At 40.5% G+C, this 17907-nt stretch carries 14 protein-coding genes; 11 read left to right on the plus strand and 3 right to left on the minus strand.

Annotation, left to right across the window (positions count from 1 at the left end):
- Nucleotide 1: 1 nt before the first annotated feature.
- The gene (locus tag NSQ62_RS10005) at nucleotides 2-1420 is read left to right on the plus strand and encodes an amidohydrolase (protein WP_341323782.1); all 1419 of its coding nucleotides are present in this window, start codon (nucleotides 2-4) and stop codon (nucleotides 1418-1420) included.
- Nucleotides 1421-1494: 74 nt separating this feature from the next.
- Here NSQ62_RS10005 and NSQ62_RS10010 read toward each other — a convergent pair whose 3' ends face one another.
- Nucleotides 1495-3231 (minus strand): ABC transporter ATP-binding protein, encoded by a 1737-nt coding sequence (locus NSQ62_RS10010; RefSeq protein ID WP_341323783.1) that lies wholly within the window; start codon nucleotides 3229-3231, stop codon nucleotides 1495-1497.
- Nucleotides 3232-3531: 300 nt separating this feature from the next.
- Here NSQ62_RS10010 and NSQ62_RS10015 point away from each other — a divergent pair, with 300 nt between their 5' ends.
- From NSQ62_RS10015 to NSQ62_RS10030, 4 genes are all read left to right on the plus strand, one after another.
- Nucleotides 3532-4815 carry an ABC transporter permease gene (locus tag NSQ62_RS10015; protein ID WP_341323919.1) on the plus strand — a complete coding sequence of 428 codons (1284 nt, stop codon included), beginning with the start codon at nucleotides 3532-3534 and terminating at the stop codon, nucleotides 4813-4815.
- 13 nt (nucleotides 4816-4828) lie between these two features.
- Nucleotides 4829-6325: an ABC transporter permease gene (locus NSQ62_RS10020; RefSeq protein WP_341323784.1), complete on the plus strand. Its 1497-nt coding sequence runs from the start codon at nucleotides 4829-4831 to the stop codon at nucleotides 6323-6325.
- A 14-nt stretch (nucleotides 6326-6339) separates the two neighbouring features.
- A complete protein-coding gene (locus tag NSQ62_RS10025; protein ID WP_341323785.1) occupies nucleotides 6340-8154 on the plus strand; it encodes an ABC transporter substrate-binding protein in 1815 nt (604 codons plus the stop codon).
- Nucleotides 8155-8369: 215 nt separating this feature from the next.
- On the plus strand, nucleotides 8370-10211 hold the full coding sequence (locus tag NSQ62_RS10030; protein WP_341323786.1) for an S-layer homology domain-containing protein: 1842 nt from the start codon (nucleotides 8370-8372) through the stop codon (nucleotides 10209-10211).
- 168 nt (nucleotides 10212-10379) lie between these two features.
- Here NSQ62_RS10030 and NSQ62_RS10035 read toward each other — a convergent pair whose 3' ends face one another.
- Nucleotides 10380-10847, minus strand: a complete 468-nt coding sequence (locus tag NSQ62_RS10035) for a YusW family protein (protein WP_341323787.1) — start codon at nucleotides 10845-10847, stop codon at nucleotides 10380-10382.
- Nucleotides 10848-11024: 177 nt separating this feature from the next.
- Between NSQ62_RS10035 and NSQ62_RS10040 the strand changes: the two genes are divergently transcribed.
- The 3 genes from NSQ62_RS10040 (at nucleotide 11025) to NSQ62_RS10050 (ending at nucleotide 13684) form a co-directional block, all read left to right on the plus strand.
- Nucleotides 11025-11477 carry a nucleoside deaminase gene (locus tag NSQ62_RS10040; protein ID WP_341323788.1) on the plus strand — a complete coding sequence of 151 codons (453 nt, stop codon included), beginning with the start codon at nucleotides 11025-11027 and terminating at the stop codon, nucleotides 11475-11477.
- Nucleotides 11478-11641: 164 nt separating this feature from the next.
- Nucleotides 11642-12994, plus strand: coding sequence for a TraB/GumN family protein (locus tag NSQ62_RS10045; protein WP_341323789.1), 1353 nt, complete (start codon nucleotides 11642-11644; stop codon nucleotides 12992-12994).
- A gap of 204 nt (nucleotides 12995-13198) precedes the next feature.
- Nucleotides 13199-13684: a DUF4871 domain-containing protein gene (locus tag NSQ62_RS10050; protein WP_341323790.1), complete on the plus strand. Its 486-nt coding sequence runs from the start codon at nucleotides 13199-13201 to the stop codon at nucleotides 13682-13684.
- Nucleotides 13685-13840: 156 nt separating this feature from the next.
- Here NSQ62_RS10050 and NSQ62_RS10055 read toward each other — a convergent pair whose 3' ends face one another.
- Nucleotides 13841-15208 (minus strand): FAD-linked oxidase C-terminal domain-containing protein, encoded by a 1368-nt coding sequence (locus tag NSQ62_RS10055; protein ID WP_341323791.1) that lies wholly within the window; start codon nucleotides 15206-15208, stop codon nucleotides 13841-13843.
- Between the two features lie 171 nt (nucleotides 15209-15379).
- Between NSQ62_RS10055 and NSQ62_RS10060 the strand changes: the two genes are divergently transcribed.
- From NSQ62_RS10060 to NSQ62_RS10070, 3 genes are read left to right on the plus strand one after another with little or no spacing between them, the layout of a single operon-like run.
- Nucleotides 15380-16390 carry a methionine ABC transporter ATP-binding protein gene (locus NSQ62_RS10060; RefSeq protein ID WP_341323792.1) on the plus strand — a complete coding sequence of 337 codons (1011 nt, stop codon included), beginning with the start codon at nucleotides 15380-15382 and terminating at the stop codon, nucleotides 16388-16390.
- Nucleotides 16383-17051: a methionine ABC transporter permease gene (locus NSQ62_RS10065; protein WP_341323793.1), complete on the plus strand. Its 669-nt coding sequence runs from the start codon at nucleotides 16383-16385 to the stop codon at nucleotides 17049-17051. The genes NSQ62_RS10060 and NSQ62_RS10065 overlap by 8 nt, the downstream gene beginning before the upstream one ends.
- Before the next feature lie 16 nt (nucleotides 17052-17067).
- Entirely contained in the window at nucleotides 17068-17889 is an 822-nt protein-coding gene (locus NSQ62_RS10070) for a MetQ/NlpA family ABC transporter substrate-binding protein (RefSeq protein WP_341323794.1), read from the plus strand.
- Nucleotides 17890-17907: the final 18 nt, after the last annotated feature.

A 17907-nucleotide genomic window follows, 5' to 3' on the forward strand; every position in this document is an offset into this window, starting at 1 on the left:
CATGAAACAGCAATTATTTACGTTAATGGAGCAACAGGAAGCAACATTTGCAAAAATGGCGAAGGCAATTTGGAATCACCCACAAGTGGGCTATGAGGAAACCTATGCATTTGAGCTACAAAAAAACTTTTTATCTGAGCAAGGCTTTACGATTTCAACAGGTAGCGGTGGTGTCGAAACGGCATTTGTGGCGCAGTGGGGAACAGGTACACCGATAATCGGTTTATTAGGGGAGTTTGATGCATTACCAGGCTTAAGCCAAGAGACAACTGTAACACAAACACCAATTATAGCGGGTGGTCCAGGCCATGGCTGCGGGCATAATTTACTTGGCACAGCTGGTGTCGAGGCAGTGGTGGCATTGAAGCAGCTAATGGAAAGGGGAAATATTGCAGGGACTATTCGTTATTACGGCTGTCCTGCGGAGGAATTATTATCAGGAAAATCGTATATGGCACGCGACGGTGTGTTTGATGATTTAGATATCGTTTACACATGGCATCCAGGAACATTTAATATGGCAGTGCATCCGTCAATGCAGGCGTTAACAGGGGTGGAATTTTTCTTTCATGGTCGTACAGCACATGCAGCCGCCTCACCACATTTAGGACGTAGTGCACTTGACGGTGTTGAAATTATGAATGTTGGGGCCAATTATTTACGTGAGCATGTGCCAGAAGGATCGCGTATTCATTATCAAATTACGAACGGTGGTTTGGCGCCAAACATCGTACCAGAAGATGCAAGTGTGTATTACTTCCTGCGCGGTGCAAGTCGTGATGCAGTAGACGATTTACTGCTCCGCTTAATCCGTGTGGCAGAAGGGGCAGCACATATGACGGAAACGTCGGTGCACTGGAAAATCCGTTCTGGCTGCTACGACTCGCTGCCAAACATGACGTTAAACAACCAAATGTACGCACAGTGGCAAGAGCTTCCACCGCTTGAATTTACGGACGAAGAGCAGACGTATGCGAGGGCATTACAGCAATCGATAGATCCGTCTGTTCTAGCGGGGGCAAATCATCAGCTATCTATGATGGGGGTTGATGTTAGCCAAACGTTTATTAAAGAGCAGCTTAATATTCCACAACTGTTCCGTCAATCGATGCCTGGTTCCAGTGATTTAGGTGACGTGTCGTGGATTGCACCCCTAGGACAAGTAACAACAGTATGCGCACCACACGGGGTACAGGTCCACACATGGCAGGCGACGTCGTCATTTGGCACATCAATTGGCATGAAAGGGATGCATTATGCTGCCAAAACAATGGCAGGTGCGGCACTGGATTCGTTGTTAAATCCAGAAGTGATTCAAGAAGCAAAGGCAGAATTTCATCGTTTGCGTGATGGAAAAGACTATGTTTGTGCGATTCCAGCCGATATATTACCGCCGAAGCCAACGCCTGAAAAAGTGTAAGTTTGGCGGATTCGACGGAACAATAAATCCATTAAAAAAGATTCTCGGCAATAATCACGCCGAGAATCTATTACTTATTGTGCTACCCAATGCCCTGTACTTACCTCAACAAGCTTCGTATTCTCCACATCAAAGCGGTTACTTACAAGCTCTTCATCTGTCAGGACCGCACGTTTTTTCTGCTTTTCAATCTGTGGATCAGGAATGGGGATCGAATTCAGCAGCATTTTCGTATACGGGTGCTGTGGGTTACTATACAGTTCTTCACTCTCCGCAAGCTCGACTATTTTCCCACCGTACATTACCGCGACTCGGTCACTAATATGCTTCACCATCGATAAGTCATGAGCGATGAATAAGTACGTTAAGCCTAGGCGTTGCTGCAGGTCTTTTAATAAATCAACAACCTGCTTTTGAATCGACACGTCAAGTGCAGATAAGGGCTCGTCACATACAATAAACTGTGGCTCGACCGCGAGTGCACGGGCAATCCCGATACGTTGACGCTGGCCACCACTAAATTCGTGCGGGTAACGCAGGGCATGCTCCTTATTCAAACCGACAAGCTCTAACAATTCTTCTACGCGAGCGCGGCGCTGTTCTTTTGATTTTGTAAGCTTATGTAAATCAAGTGCTTCACCGATAATATCTAGCACCTTTTTGCGCGGATTTAAGCTTGAATACGGGTCTTGGAAAATAATTTGCATATGGCGACGCATGCTTTTTAGCTCGTTTTTTGTTAAACGGCTAACCGGCACGCCTTTGTACAACACTTCACCGTCCGTTGGTTCATGCAGTTGCAGTAGGGTACGTCCCGTTGTAGACTTCCCAGAACCAGATTCCCCAACAAGTCCAAGCGTTTCCCCAGGATAAATTTGAAACGATAAATCATCAACAGCTTTTAAAACATGGCCTTTTGCACCGTCAAAGTGCTTCGAAATGTTTTTTACTTCAACAAGCGGTACATTGATATTTAAATCAGCGGCTAAATTGGGCATTACTTTCGGTTCTTTTTTTTCATGGAGCTTAGGTAGGGCATTCAATAAACGCTTCGTGTAGTCGTGCTGTGGGTTGGCAAAAATTTCTTCCGTCGTACCTTGCTCGACAACTTCGCCTTCCTTCATTACAATAACTCGGTCACACATGCCGGCAACAACACCTAAATCATGGGTAATTAAAATAATCGATGTCCCGAGCTTTTCTTGCATTTGCTTCATTAACGAAAGAATTTGGGCTTGAATCGTTACGTCAAGCGCGGTTGTTGGTTCATCGGCAATGAGCAGGGAAGGGTTACAAGCAAGTGCCATCGCAATCATGACACGCTGACGCATACCACCGCTAAATTCATGAGGGTATTGATTGTAGCGTTCCTCACTATTTTTGATACCAACAAGCTTTAATAATTCAATCGTTTTCGAACGCGCATCTGCCTTAGATAAACCTTGGTGCTTAATAAGACCTTCTGCAATCTGATCTCCGATGCGAATCGTTGGGTTTGTAGATGTCATCGGATCTTGGAAAATCATACTAATGTCTTTACCGCGAATCGCTTCCATTTGTTTTTCGCTTTGCATGACTAAGTTCTTGCCTTGGAATTCAATCGTACCAGATTTTAAGAACGAAGGTGGGGACGGTAACAAACGCATAATTGAACGGGCTGTCACACTTTTCCCGGATCCTGATTCGCCAACAATTCCGACTGTTTCACCTGCATTTACATGGAAGCTAACACCTTTCACTGCTTCAAATTCTGATTCTTCCATTAAAAATGACACACGTAAATCCTTTACTACCAGTAGTTGTTCACTCATATAGTAATCATCCTTTAAAGTTTTTGAATATTTGATATTGACGAAATGATGTATCTATTTAATAATATACTATACAGGTAGGAATTATACAATATTTACTGCGTTATATTCCTTTCATACAAACATCATCCAAGACTGAGAAATATTGAAAGGAGTGATTTTGTGCGAAGTGACAAAAATCAAGTAGATTTAACACTATTTACAGACAGCTTTCGCAAAAACGCGTCAAAGAAAAGTTACGTAGCCGCGTACTATGTGCTCGGAATTATCGTACACATTTTTTCGTACTTCTATTATGTAATGACAAAAAAGCGTAATACATATGAAGCACGTGCAATTGAACTAAAACAAACGCTGCTCACAGAAGATATGCGCTTGCAGTGGCAGCAGGAATACGAGCAGCAAGAACGTACCAAGGCCCAGTTTTTCAACCAAACGATTGATGAAGCCAAAATACAACAGGTGGCTAAAAAGCTAGCGGAACAAAAAATGCACAAGCAAATCAATCAGGAGCTTACTAAAACAGGCGTTGAAAAAAATACTTATGCGCATTTCTTCACACAACTGTTAAAAAATCCAGCCTTTATTGCGATTAGTTTCATTCCGGCCTTACCAATGTATGTGTTGCTTCTTATTACAAGTAACCCGTTCATCCGTTTTATCTTTGAACGGTTGCTACAAAGTATTTTCGTCATTATTGGGGTGGCGACACTGGTGTTTACGATTTTGTACATCTCGCCATTTGACCCAGCACGCAATTTACTAGGTGTCGAATCAACACCAGAGCAGGTCGCAAACTTTAACAAATTATATGGATTAGATCAGCCGTATCTTGTACAGCTATGGCACTCACTATCTGGGTTGTTTACGTTTGATCTTGGAACGTCGTTTGCCGGGAAGGAAGATGTGACACAAAGCATTTTAAATAAATTCCCTGTGACACTTGAAATTGCGCTGTTTTCATTATTAATGGCGGTGGCGATTGCGATTCCAGTCGGGATTATTTCAGCAGTCCGTCCGAATTCATTTGTTGATTACATCTTTATGTTTATTGCGTTAATTGGACTTTCGATTCCGAGCTTTTGGCAAGGATTAATTTTCATTTTAACGTTCTCACTCGAATTAAAATGGTTCCCAGCGACCTATAACCCGAATAACTGGATGTCACTGGTGCTTCCAATCGTTGTACTTGGAACATCAATCACAGCCTCGATTGCGCGAATGACGCGTTCAAGTATGCTTGAGGTTATTCATGAAGATTACATTATTACCGCGAAAGCGAAGGGCTTATCAGAGCGCAAGGTCATTACAAAGCATGCGATTCGTAATGCGATGATTCCGATTATTACGGTTATCGGCTTACTATTTGGCGGGATGCTTGGTGGTTCAGCGGTAACAGAGAAGGTCTTCAATATTAGCGGGATTGGTAGTTACATTGTCGATAAGCAGTTTATTCCCGATATTCCGGCGATTTTAGGTGGGGTTGTCTATATTGCGATTACCATCTCGATTGTCAATATGCTCATTGATATTTTATACGCGTTCTTTGATCCGCGTATCCGTTCAAAAATGAAAAAGTCTTAGGAGAGGGTACCACGTGAAATTTATTTCGGATGTCAAGCTACTGTTAAAAATCACACAAGAATACATCAATGCCCAATTTACCATTGCTTTTTCTGCGATTTTTTCATTGCTGTTTTTACTTTATAGCTATAACTTCGATGCACAAAATTGGCGCGGAAATGTACTGTTACTGTTCACGGTTTATCTTGTGACGACACTTCATGTTGTGCTTATTCGCATACTGATAAAAAAGGATTTACAAAACAAGGGCGAAATTTCAAAGCGCACGCGTATGATAGGCTTACCACTCATTTTAACGATTTTTGTTGGAAATGTGTTTGCAGCCGGCTTTGGCTTTATGCTGCTAACAAAAAACAAAACAGCGGAATATACATTTGCTGTTTATGCATTTAATACTCAAATTTTTGTATTGCTCATTTCGAGTTTAAATATGTTTAAGCCGTACGTTGTCGATACCTTTTTACTGGCGATGGGGGCGTTTATCTTCCTTTCGCTATTGTATTTAGTGACAGCGATTTTAGTAGCGAATTACAATACGTCAAGCTTTGCACCGAAATGGATGCTGGGTCTTGGGGTTGTGCTACTTATCCCGATTGTAACGGGGAACTTTTTCTCGCTACTGGCAGGGATTACACTCATTCGCAAGGCACGTAACGCGGATGCATCAGCAGTAGAAAAGTGGCAAAAAACGTGGAATAAAATTTTACGTAATACGATGGCACTGTTTGGTTTATTTATCATCGTCTTTATGTTTAGCTTATCGGTTGTGAGCGCATGGACATTTGACTATGACTTCGCAGTTGAAAATAACTACGGTGCACTATTACTTGGGCCAACACTGGAATACCCGCTTGGTACGGATAACTTCGGACGTGATCTGTTCTCACGAATTGTGTTCGGTGCACAAATTTCACTCATCGTTGGCTTTAGTGCAACGATTATCCCAGCGTTAATCGGTGGGGCGCTCGGTGCAATTTCGGGTTATTACGGCAAAAACACTGACAATATCATTATGCGCGCACTCGATATTTTATATGCGATTCCTGGTATTTTACTAGCGATTGCGATCATCGCGGCATTTGGTGCCAACACATTGAACTTAATCATCGCCCTAAGTGTGGGGGCAATCCCGACGTATGCGCGTACGATGCGTGCGAACGTTCTACAAATTTCTAACTACGAATATGTCGAATCCGCTCGAGCACTTGGCGCGAGTGATACGGCCATTATTTTTAAGCATATTGTGCCAAATGCAATGGCACCAATGATTGTAAAAGCAACATTAACAATCGGTGGCGCTGTAATTTCTACAAGTAGTTTAAGCTTCCTAGGCCTTGGTATTGAACCACATATTCCCGAGTGGGGCAATATTTTAAAAGTCGGAAGCACGTATTTAGAGTCGCATTCGTATTTAGCTATTTTCCCAGGGCTGTGCATTATGCTATTAGTTTTATCGTTTAACTTCTTTGGCGATGGCTTACGCGATGCATTAGACCCAAAATCAAATTAACTGGAGGCATTAACATGAACAAGAAATTATTTACGTTAGCATCAACTGCAACTGTAGCAGCCGTGGCATTAGCTGGCTGTGTCGAAACAAAATCAGATGTGAAAGAAAACGATGGCAATACAAATGAAGCAACGGGTGACAAAGTAGTTATCGAGCTTTTAGGGATGGCGTCATCTGAACAAGATTTAAACATCGTACGTGACCAATTAGTGAAAAACGGCTTTGACGTAAAATTAAATATCCAACCAGATTACGGTTCATTTAAAGCGCAGCAAGATGCAGGGAACTATGATATCGCAGCATCAAGTTGGACGACTGTAACAGGTAACCCAGATTATGCAGTGCGCGGATTATTCAAATCGGACGGTGCGTCTTCAAACGTAGCCGATGAAACAATCGACAAGCTAATCGACGAAGCAAGTACATTAGTTGGTGATGAAGCAAAAGAGAAATACAAAGAGCTTGAGCAAACGCTTGTATTCGATAATGCGTACATCGCACCACTTTACATTTCTCAAAAGTTCCAAGGGATTTATAAAAATGAAGTAAATCCAGATACAGTGCGCCTGCCAAAATCTCGTGCGCAAGCTTGGGAAGCCATTTCATTTAACGATGTGGCAAAAAATGCATCAGAAACATTAGTATTACACCAAACAATGGGCTCGTTAACATCACTAGATCCTGTAAAAGGAAATGACGGTTCGATTAACACTTTAAACACAAATATGTACGTACGTTTAGTGAATTTATCGGATACGGATGAAGTCGTATCAGACGGTTCATTATCATATGACCACGCGATTGCTGAAAACAATGAAGAATTCTACTTCGTGCTACGCGATGACATTAACTTCGCAAAAGTGGAAGGCGAAAAAGCAGTAGATACAGGCGATTTAGTATCGGCTGAGGATGTTGTCTTCTCATTAAATCGTGCGAAAGATCAAAACGCTGTACCAGATCACCGTACGTATTCTTTACATGAAAACATCGAAACAGTAGAAGTTGTTTCAGATTTAACAGCTTTAGAGTCAGTGAAAACAGCAGGCGGCAAATCAATTTTAGAAGAGTTATCAGATAAAGTACCAGCAGCAATTTCTGAAGCGGTAACAGCTGAAGGCGATGTAGATAACGCGGCGGGTAAATACCAAGTGGTGAAAATCACAACACCAAAAGCATTCCCACAAGTATTAAACTACTTAGCACACCAATCTGGCGGTATTGTGTCAGAGGCAGCGGTAACAGCAGTAAATACATTTGACGTAGCAAGCTATGATCCAAACAAGGACATCGCATATGGTGACCAAGCGGCTGTAACAGAAGGTGCGACTTACGCGAACCACCTAGCAGCATCGGGTCCCTACATTTTAGTGAAGAAAAACGATTATGAAGCAACATTCGTGAAAAACCCGGCATATCTTGCAGGCACTGAAAATGAGCCAAAAGTAAATGACATTTCAGTACGCTTCATCGCAGATAACGACAGCGCACTTTCAGCATTACGTAACGGCGAAATTCACGTACTACAATCTGTTCCTGAAACTAAAACAGATGTTGTCGAAGGTGATGCAAACTTAGTGCTGAAAACAGCAGATAGTAACGCCGTTTCTTATTTACTATTCAATACAAAAGAGGATCGCGTGACTGCTTCAGCGGATTTACGAAAAGCGGTACTTCACTCAATTAACCAAGAAGAGTTTATCAGCTTCTACCAAGGTAAGAAAAAACCTGCAGTATCAACAGTGACACCTTTAATCGATACAGGCCTGAAGCTACAAGCTGATCAAGCAAAAGTAAAAGAATTTATAAACGCTTATAACGCGTCGAAATAATTAATTTAGCCGAAACCACGAGCGCGTGTGTTTCGGTTTTTTGCATTGTATGGGACGTGGCGGGAGCGCGTTATGGAGTTGGAAAGTGTTGAAATTTACTAATTTACATACAATTTAACTGAGTAATTATTCATAAAATAAGGAAAAATAAACAAAGCCTTCTAAATTCGTGATACACTACAACTACATAGAACATGCAGGAAAGGTTGATGAACATGAACTTAAAAAAATCAGCATTATTAGTATCATTAGCGGCGATTCCAGCCATTACCATGATCGCGGAAGATACGTCGGCAAATACATATTATCCAAACTATTCTTATGACCAGACGCAAGTATCGAAGGTTATTCAATTAATTAATAACATAGATCCTGCGAGCTCATCGTATTCATATTATGTACAAGAAGCGTTTACAGCGTATTACAATTTAAATGAATATGAACAACGTGGTGTAACTAATATAAATACCTTATTTTATTACTACAATTACACAACACCGAATGGTAATTATTATTTAAATGTCGTGCAAACTTTCGTTAATAAAATGAATTCGATTTCAACAACGAAGTCGTCATTTTTACGCGATGTACAAGAGGCCAATCGTTATTATGATTCATTAACCGTATCTGAAAAGTCATCGATACCTTATTATTTAGTTACCCAATTAAGTACATACAATGACAATATTGCAAAAATGCGTGCCGTTGAAAATAGTTTTAAGATACTATCAACAGTCGATGTCAATTACACAACGAACTATTTAGCGGCGCTACGTGATTTCAACGCACTTCCATATAGCTACCGTTTACTGATTCAAACGATTGCAGACGAAAAAGCACTGCAATACAGTCAGTACCATTCGGTGGAATATAACCGTGCAACTGCACAAAAAGTCGTATCGGCCATTTCAAATTTAACATCATCTTCAAGCACGACAGCTGTTGGTGATGTGCGCACCATGTACAACAATCTAACGACGCTACAGAAAAGCTACGTAACGAATGTACGCGAATTACTTTACATTGAGGACGTGCAAAAAAACGTTGAAAACGGTTGGAACCCATACTATTACGATGAAAAAGAAAATGAAGATGATTATGAAGTAGATTATTCAAACATTACCGTAAATCAGCGTGGTTCGACGTATTACATTAACATGCCTGTCTCGGAAATGGATAAGCATACACCAACTTTAATCAGCGTCTCAGATTCTATTTCTCTTAAAATTCCTCGATTTGCCGTACCGGTATCCCAAAAAAATGCCGTTGTAGCTATGACAATTGAGGAGAATGATAATTACGGTCTAGCGTTTTCAGCAAGCCTATTCGATGAGGGTTTTGAATTCGCTTCTTATATTGATATAGAAGTGAAGGGTTTAAGTTCGACTGATGTCCTTATGCGTATTGGGGACCAAGGCGAATACCTTGCAGCGCCTTTTGCCCGCAAGTTAAATAAGCATGTTATTAAAACGAAAACTTCTTCGGAATATATCGTAAAAAATGAAACACCATTATTCTATGATATTCGAGCAGATGGCCACCGTTATGAAATCTTACAATTAGCAAAACGTAAAATTGTATCTGGTGTAGAACCAAATTATTATAAGCCAAACGCCAGTGTGACAATTTCCCAATACGCGGCAATGATTAGTCGTGCGATGGATTTAACAGCAAAAAACCCATCAACCTATATGGATGTCCGAGGTAAATGGTTTGAAGATTCGATTGAAGCCCTCATTGAGGCAGATATACTCGATGAGAAAAAATCAAATTATTTCAATACAGAACAAGTCGTAACGCGTAAGCAAGCTGCACAAATGTCCATTCGTATGCTAGAGCATGCAGGGGTAGACATTTCAGACCCAGATTATAAAGGTATTCCATTTAAAGACTTCTCAAAACTGACAGCCAGTGAACAATACTTTGTGGCCATTGCCTATGAATATGGTATTTTTGGCGGCAAAGCAAACGGCCGCTTTGATCCAAACGCCAAACTGACGCGCTCACAAATGGCAAAAGTACTACATCGTACACTACAAGTTGCAAGAATGATGTAAACAAAAAGAAAACAGACCTTAGTTTCACAATTATTTGTGAGAAAGGTACTGTTTTCTTTTTTAGTATTGCCAAACTGCGAACTGCAAAGTAAAAATGTTTAGGCGCGGTGAAAACCAAGCCTAAACATTTTTTCTCGTTCTTTAAACCTATACAAACGGATCTACTAATTATTGTGTACGTCGATATTCCTTTTTCGTGCCATCCGCAAATTGAATGTCAATTTCAACCGATATAAAATTATTCGGCTGACCGAACTTTTGCAGGACTTCATCAATGACCGTATCCGGATCAGTGTTGGCATCGAATGTGAAGCTTTCAAAAATCGGAATTAATGTGTTGGTTGCTTCGTTGCCTTGTACGACGCTATTGTTCACTTCATCCTCAATTTTTACCTCGGCTCCATTTGCTTCGTTTTCATAGCTTACTTCGTAGCTTTTATTGTCTACATATTCAATATCTAAATCAAAATGGGTAAAGTTAAATGCGGCATCTACTGTCGTTGTCGTTGTATTGGATGTACTTTGCTTTTGATTTTGCTCGACAGGTGCGTTGTCGGGGACATTGTTTGCTTCGTCCTTATCTCCACAAGCGACAAGTAGTGCACTTGAGGCTACTAAAAATGCTAGTTTTTTCATTTGAATTCCACCTTTCGTTTTTAAGGTACCCATACGACAATCATTTTAATCGTCTGATAATTATTAGAAAAAACAATCAATTTACTGTTACACTCACAAGAAATCGACCAAACGTCCGATAGAAACACGTACAAATGTTTGGTAAACTGGTAAGAGTTAAATTAGGGGGCACAATGAATGAATTTATTTATGAAAAGAGCAATTGAATTAGCATTAGCCAATTTAGAAGAAGGCGGTCAACCGTTTGGCGCGGTTCTAGTAAAGGACGATGAAATTATTGCAGAAGGTGTAAACGAACTGCATGTCGTACATGACATTAGTGGCCATGCGGAGCTATTAGCCATTCGTCGCGCACAGCAGCAATTACATACAAACGACTTATCAGGCTATACAATGTACGCAAGTGGAGAGCCATGCGCTATGTGTTTATCAGCGATGTATTTCGCCAATATTAAAGACATTTTCTACGGTGAATCTGTAGAACAAGCAGCAAACTTAGGTCTTGGCACGTCAAAGTTTATTTACAATGAACTAAAATTAGACAAACAAGATCGTACGGTAACGATGCAGCAGTTGCCGATTGATGATAAAGCATTTAGCCCAATGCACAATTGGAAAGATAACCAATAATCAGTAAACTACTATGCAGATCCGATGCGTAGTAGTTTTTTTGTAAACAAAAAATTGTATAATTAACCCAAATATTTAACTAAATATACAAAATATTCAATGTTATTTGTGCTATAATTTATTATGAAAGTTGTATTTTTATAAATTAATAAGGGGATGGGACAATGAGTAAATTCACAAAAACAGCCTTTGCCACGACACTTGGTGCGTCGCTTATGCTAACTTCAATCGTACCTGCTGTAAAAGCAGAGCAAGCGGGGCCAGATGTAAGTAACTGGGCAATTGAAACGTTAAATGAAGGTGAAAAATTTGGGATCTTCCCGCTTGAATGGTACTATGAAGATTTCCAAACAGCAATTTCACAAGAACGTTTAAATAGTTTAATTGAGTTAACAGAGAAAAAAATTGCTTCACTGGAATTAACGAAAAATACTGCATTCACACCAGCAGTCGTAAAAGGGGATAACACGCGCGGGGACGTCATTAACCGCTTATACAATATCGTGGCGCAATATGAAGTCGGTGCAGGTACGGATGCTGTCAAATACCTTCAGGAGCGCACTGTATTACGTGGCTCTGAAAAAGGATTAATGCTAGAAGAGGCTGCCACAACACAGCACGCGGTTATTTTTGCGATTCGTTTAATTCAGGATACATATGAGCAAGCGAATGCTGGTTCAAAAGGTGTTGCCTGGGTTGTAGCGGATGAGGATACAACGATTTACTTGCTTGGCTCGATTCATTTAGGTGTGCCTGATCTATATCCAATGCACAAAAAGCTAACGAATGCCTTTAACGATTCACAGGGCTTATTTGTTGAAGCCAACATTATAGATCCAAATGGTATGGAATACTATATGGAAAAAGCGATTTACGAGGAAGGCAAAACGATTAAAGAGGATATTAGTGAAGAAACGTTCACAAAGCTTGAGAAAGTAGCGGACAAATTAGGGATGCCAATGGAAGAGGTTGTCACAATGAAGCCATGGCTACTTGCTAATAATTTCTCGTTGTCAGCGATGGAGGGTGCATTTGGTTTAACAATCGAGGAAATGTCGATGCACGGGGTAGATATGCAGTTTTTACTTGGCGCTTATTTACAACAAAAACCAATCTATGAGTTAGAGGGTATAAATGCACAGGTTGATATGTTTGAAGGCATTTCCAAAGAAGCACAGGAAGAATCGCTTGCAGCTGTGCTTGATAGCATTTTAGAGCCAGCTGTACAAACAGAAGAAGACATCGCATTACTTTCTGATTGGTTCATGAACTGGAAGATTGGCGATGTGGAGAACTTTGCGAAAAGCTTAGAGGAAATGGAAGGCGAAGACACGGAATATAGCAATATGCTATTTGGTCAGCGCGACGAGGATATGGCAAAATCAATTATCGAGGTACTGGAAACAGAGCCAGGTAAATTCTTCGTTGTTGTTGGCGCCGGCCATTTCTTAGTGGATAAAAACATTCGCTACCACCTAGAGCAAAGCGGTTATAAAGTAACGCCATTTTTTGAATAATTAATCTTAATTCAGCACTTTTCCTTTTTAGGAAAGGTGCTGAATTTTTTCGCTATTTTTAATAAAAGACGTTAATTAAAACATATGTTGAGATGTAGATTATTTTACCGCAGTAAGGATACTTCTATAATTTTGTCGTCCAAAGGAAAATAGTATGAATTTATCGAACATAATAGTGAAGACAATTATGAATGGAGGTTTTTCATGTTAAATAAGGCTAAATATAGTCTATTCACTTTATTAATGATTATGGTTTTGTCAGCCTGCACATCAAATGAAAGCATGGAAGATAATTTGGTGAGTCCTACTTTTGCAATTCCGGTGATGTTTGATGGTGAAGAAGGCCAAAATATTTTACGCGGAGAACAAGGGAAATTAGGTTTTCTAATAGGATCTGGTTTAGAAAAAGAGGAAGTCGAATTATTACCGCTCGTAGCAAACGAACCAAATAAATACATGTGGCACTTTTGGGGGCAAGATTTAAATGGGAAATCATTAAAAGTGATTGGCACTAATATAGAGACAAACGAAGAAGCAGTTATTATTGATAATTATAATATAGCGGGAGCGTTAAATGGGGCAGATGCACATGTACCAAGTTCGATGGTTTTTCCTAATTCCGGAATATGGGAGTTAGATGTTTATGTTGAGAAAGAGCTGTTTGGAAATGTTGTTGTGGAGGTTCAATAGCGGTTAAATTGGGGTCGCGAATAGTGCCCTTTGGTATGCGTTCAACCAGCGTTGGTATTAAACTTAGTTTTCAGCCGTAAAGCTGATTTAGCATGTTGATAGACATTAAAAGCCGCAAAACATTGTAAAAACAGTGTTTTGCGGCTTTTTCAAGTACTATATTAATTTATTCGGATTTAGTATATTATTCGGGTCTAACGCGAGCTTAATCGCTTTCATCACTGCTAGTGCGTTACCATGTTCCTGCTGCTGATATTCCATTTTACCAACACCAACGCCATGCTCACCTGTACACGTACCACCAACTGCTAGAGCAAATTCAACGATTTTTTTATTGTAAGCTTTCGCACGTGCCATTTCCTCCGCGTCTTGTAAATCAAACATTAAAATCGCATGGAAATTTCCATCACCAACATGACCGGTAATCCCACCAATTAAGTTCATCGCCTCTAGCTCTTTACGGGCAAATTCAATTGCATTTGCGAGTTCATTGATCGGCACGCAAACGTCAGTAGACATTAGCTTTTTACCTGGATTTGCATGAATAAAAGCATAGGCTAAATTATGGCGTGCATTCCACAATTGGTTGCGTGCCGCTGTATCTTTTTCAAATTGAATTTGGTCACAGCCAAAGTCTTGTAAAATTTCCGTCGCAAAATCTATGTCTTGCTGTAGACCCGCTTCATTGCCGTGGAACTCTAAAAAGAGTGTAGGCTGTTCGGGATATTCGGTATCACTGTAATGATTGACCGCACGAATGGAGGCAGGGTCGACAAATTCCACACGGCCAATAGGAATGCCGGCTTGTTTAATGGCCGTTACTGCTTGCACCGCAACGTCTGTGGAAGCAAATACGGCGCGTCCTGCCACTTCATGTTCGGGAATCCCGTACACACGTAGCGTCAATTCCGTAATACAACCTAATATTCCTTCAGAGCCAACGAACAGTCCATTTAAGTGTAAGCCAGATGAAGACTTCGCCGCTGAATTGCCTGTATGAATTACTTCACCATTTGCCAGCACAACCTCTAAATCACGCACTTGATCGCGCATAACACCGTAACGAACAGCTGTTGTACCACTTGCATTCGTCGCAGCCATCCCGCCAAGCGTGGCATCTGCACCAGGATCGACCGAGAAAAATAATCCATGCTTTTTCAGCGCTTGATTGAGCTGCATACGCGTCACACCGGGTTGTACTTTTACAAGTAAATTTTCCGGCTCAATCGCTAAAATGGCATTCATTTCATTAAAATCAATCGAAATGCCCCCATCATAAGGAATAATATGGCCTTCAAGACTAGAGCCACGACCAAAAGGAATAACAGGCACTTTATATGTATCGGCCAACTTTAAAATTTCACTCACTTCGGTTGTCGTACGAGGGAAAACAACTAAATCAGGTAGCGCCGGTTCATGATAAGATTCGTCCTGTCCGTGCTGGGTACGGATAATGTCATTGTCTGAAACTTGCTCAGCTGCTAAAAATGTAAGGAGCTGTTGTTTAATTTGTGAATAAGGCATATGAAAATCTCCATTCTGTATTAATGTACGTCAAGAATAGCGAAATTCCCTTGAATTGTAAACAAAATTCTGAATCTTATTACTAGTGTGTTGACTTTTAGTTCAGGAAAAACTACTATTAATTAATTCGTTGAATAAATCTCATTATTCAACTAGGTTTTGGAGGTTTATATGATAGAAATCCGAGATGTTTCGAAAATATACGAGACGAAAAAACGCAAGGTAACAGGGGTGGATGCTGTTACATTAACAATACATAAAGGTGATATTTTCGGGATTGTTGGTTATTCAGGCGCGGGGAAAAGCTCGCTCCTACGCTGTATTAACTTACTGGAAAAGCCGTCATCAGGTGAGATTTTGGTGGATGGCCAAAATTTAACAAAATTATCGAGTAGTGCATTACGAAAAGCTCGTTTAAAAATTGGTATGATCTTTCAGCATTTTTACTTGATCAATCAAAAAACAATTGCCGATAATATTCGCTTTGCCTTAAAAGCTGCGAATTATCCAGTAAATCGAATGGATGCTCGCATTGATGAGCTCCTTGAAATGGTAGGTTTATCCGAAAAACGCGATGTCTTTCCAAGTCAGCTATCAGGTGGTCAAAAGCAGCGTGTTGGTATTGCCCGTGCACTTGCGAATAATCCGTCTGTCTTATTATGCGACGAAGCGACAAGCGCACTTGACCCAAAAACGACCTTATCGATTTTACAATTGTTAAGGGATATTAACGTAAAGCTTGGTATTACGATTGTCCTGATTACACATGAGATGGATGTTGTCAAAGAAATTTGTAACCGCATGGCGATTATGCAGGACGGACGTGTTATTGAATCAGGTGATGTGTATGATTTATTCGCCAGTCCTCAGCAGCCACTCACACAAGAGTTTATTAAGTCAGTCGTATCCTTTGATATTCCATCGTCGATTTTAAATGAAGTGAACGGCGAAATTGTGAAAATCATTTTTAAAGGAGACATTGCAGGGGAAGGCATTATTTCCGATATGCTACAGCGCTATGCGATTCAAGGGAATTTCCTGCATGGCACAATTGAATACATACAAGAACGACCACTTGGTATTTTCATTATGGAACTACTAGGGGAGAAACAACTTGTAGCTACGGCCAAAAATTATTTACTTGAGCGCGGTACGATTGTGGAGGTGATTCGCCATGTTTGATTTCGCCCACTTTGTATCGATGATTCCAGATATTTTGAAGGCATTTAAAGAAACAATCATTATGATCAGTATATCAACCGCAGCGGCACTATTAATTGGATTGCCTCTTGGCGTGTTAATGTTTATTACGGATAAAGGGATGTTCTGGGAAAACCGTTTTGTGAAGACGGTGTTTGGCTTTACGGTCAATTTAGTACGTTCGATTCCTTATATTATTTTACTTGTGGCACTATTCCCGTTAACAAAGCTCATTGTCGGCAGTACGATTGGTCCAATTGCAGCCAGTGTCTCGCTATCGATTGCTGCAATTCCATTTTTCGCACGACTTGTAGAAACGTCGCTACGTGAAATTGACCCAGGGATTATTGAAGCAACGATTGCGGTAGGTGCAACACCGTGGATGATTGTCAAAGACGTCTTGTTCCCAGAGGCGCGTTCAAGCATTATTCAGGGGATTACACTAACAATTATTAGTTTAGTCGCGTATTCTGCCATGGCCGGTGTTGTTGGCGGTGGGGGTATCGGGGATTTAGCCATTCGTTTTGGTTATTACCGTTACGATAACACGATTATGATTTCAACCATTGCAATATTAGTTATATTCGTCCAGCTGATTCAAATCGGTGGAGATTTAATAGCAAAAAAAGTAGATAAGAGATGATAAGGAGATTAATGAAATGAAAAAATGGTACTTGTTCGTATTATCAGCATTACTAGTCGTAGTTTTAGCCGCATGTGGCGATGATAAGGAAACATCAGGCGATTCAAAAGACATTAAACTAGGCGCAACTGCAGGCCCATATAGCGACATGCTGAAAAAAGCAATCATTCCACAATTAGAGGAAAAAGGTTATACAGTTGAGCTAACTGAATTCAGTGATTATGTTCAACCGAACGTCGCATTAGACAATGGTGACATTGACGCCAACTTATTCCAGCACACAATTTACTTAGAAAACTTTGAAGAGCAAAACGATATGGATTTAGAAGCGTTAATTATCGTACCAACTGCACCAATGGGCTTCTTCTCTAACAACTTAACATCAGTTGAGGATATTAAAGAAGGTGCAGCAATCGCAATTGCAAACGATCCATCAAACGCAGCACGTACACTGAGCACGTTAGCAAAACAAGGCTTAATCGAAATTAGCCCAGATGTTGAAGAGTTAAAAGCATCTGAAAAAGATATCGTGAAAAACGACTTAAACTTAGTGTTCCACCCAGTAGAAGCAGCGTCTCTACCACGCCAAATCGATTCAGTGAATATTTCTTCTGTACCAGGTAACTTCGCTTTAGCAGCGGGTCTTGACTTAATGGACGCGTTATTTTTAGAAGACATGCCAGACCAATATCGTAACGTAGTCGCGGTAAAAGCAGACAATAAAGACACACAATTAGCAAAAGACTTAATCGAAATTGTGGAATCGGCAAAATTTGAGGAAACTATCGATGCAGACTTCCAAGGCTTTGGGAAACCAGAGTGGATGGTAAACCGCTAATAACTTGCAGCACCTGAT

Origin of the sequence: Solibacillus sp. FSL H8-0523 (assembly GCF_038051985.1) — a bacterium.
Classification (GTDB): domain Bacteria; phylum Bacillota; class Bacilli; order Bacillales_A; family Planococcaceae; genus Solibacillus.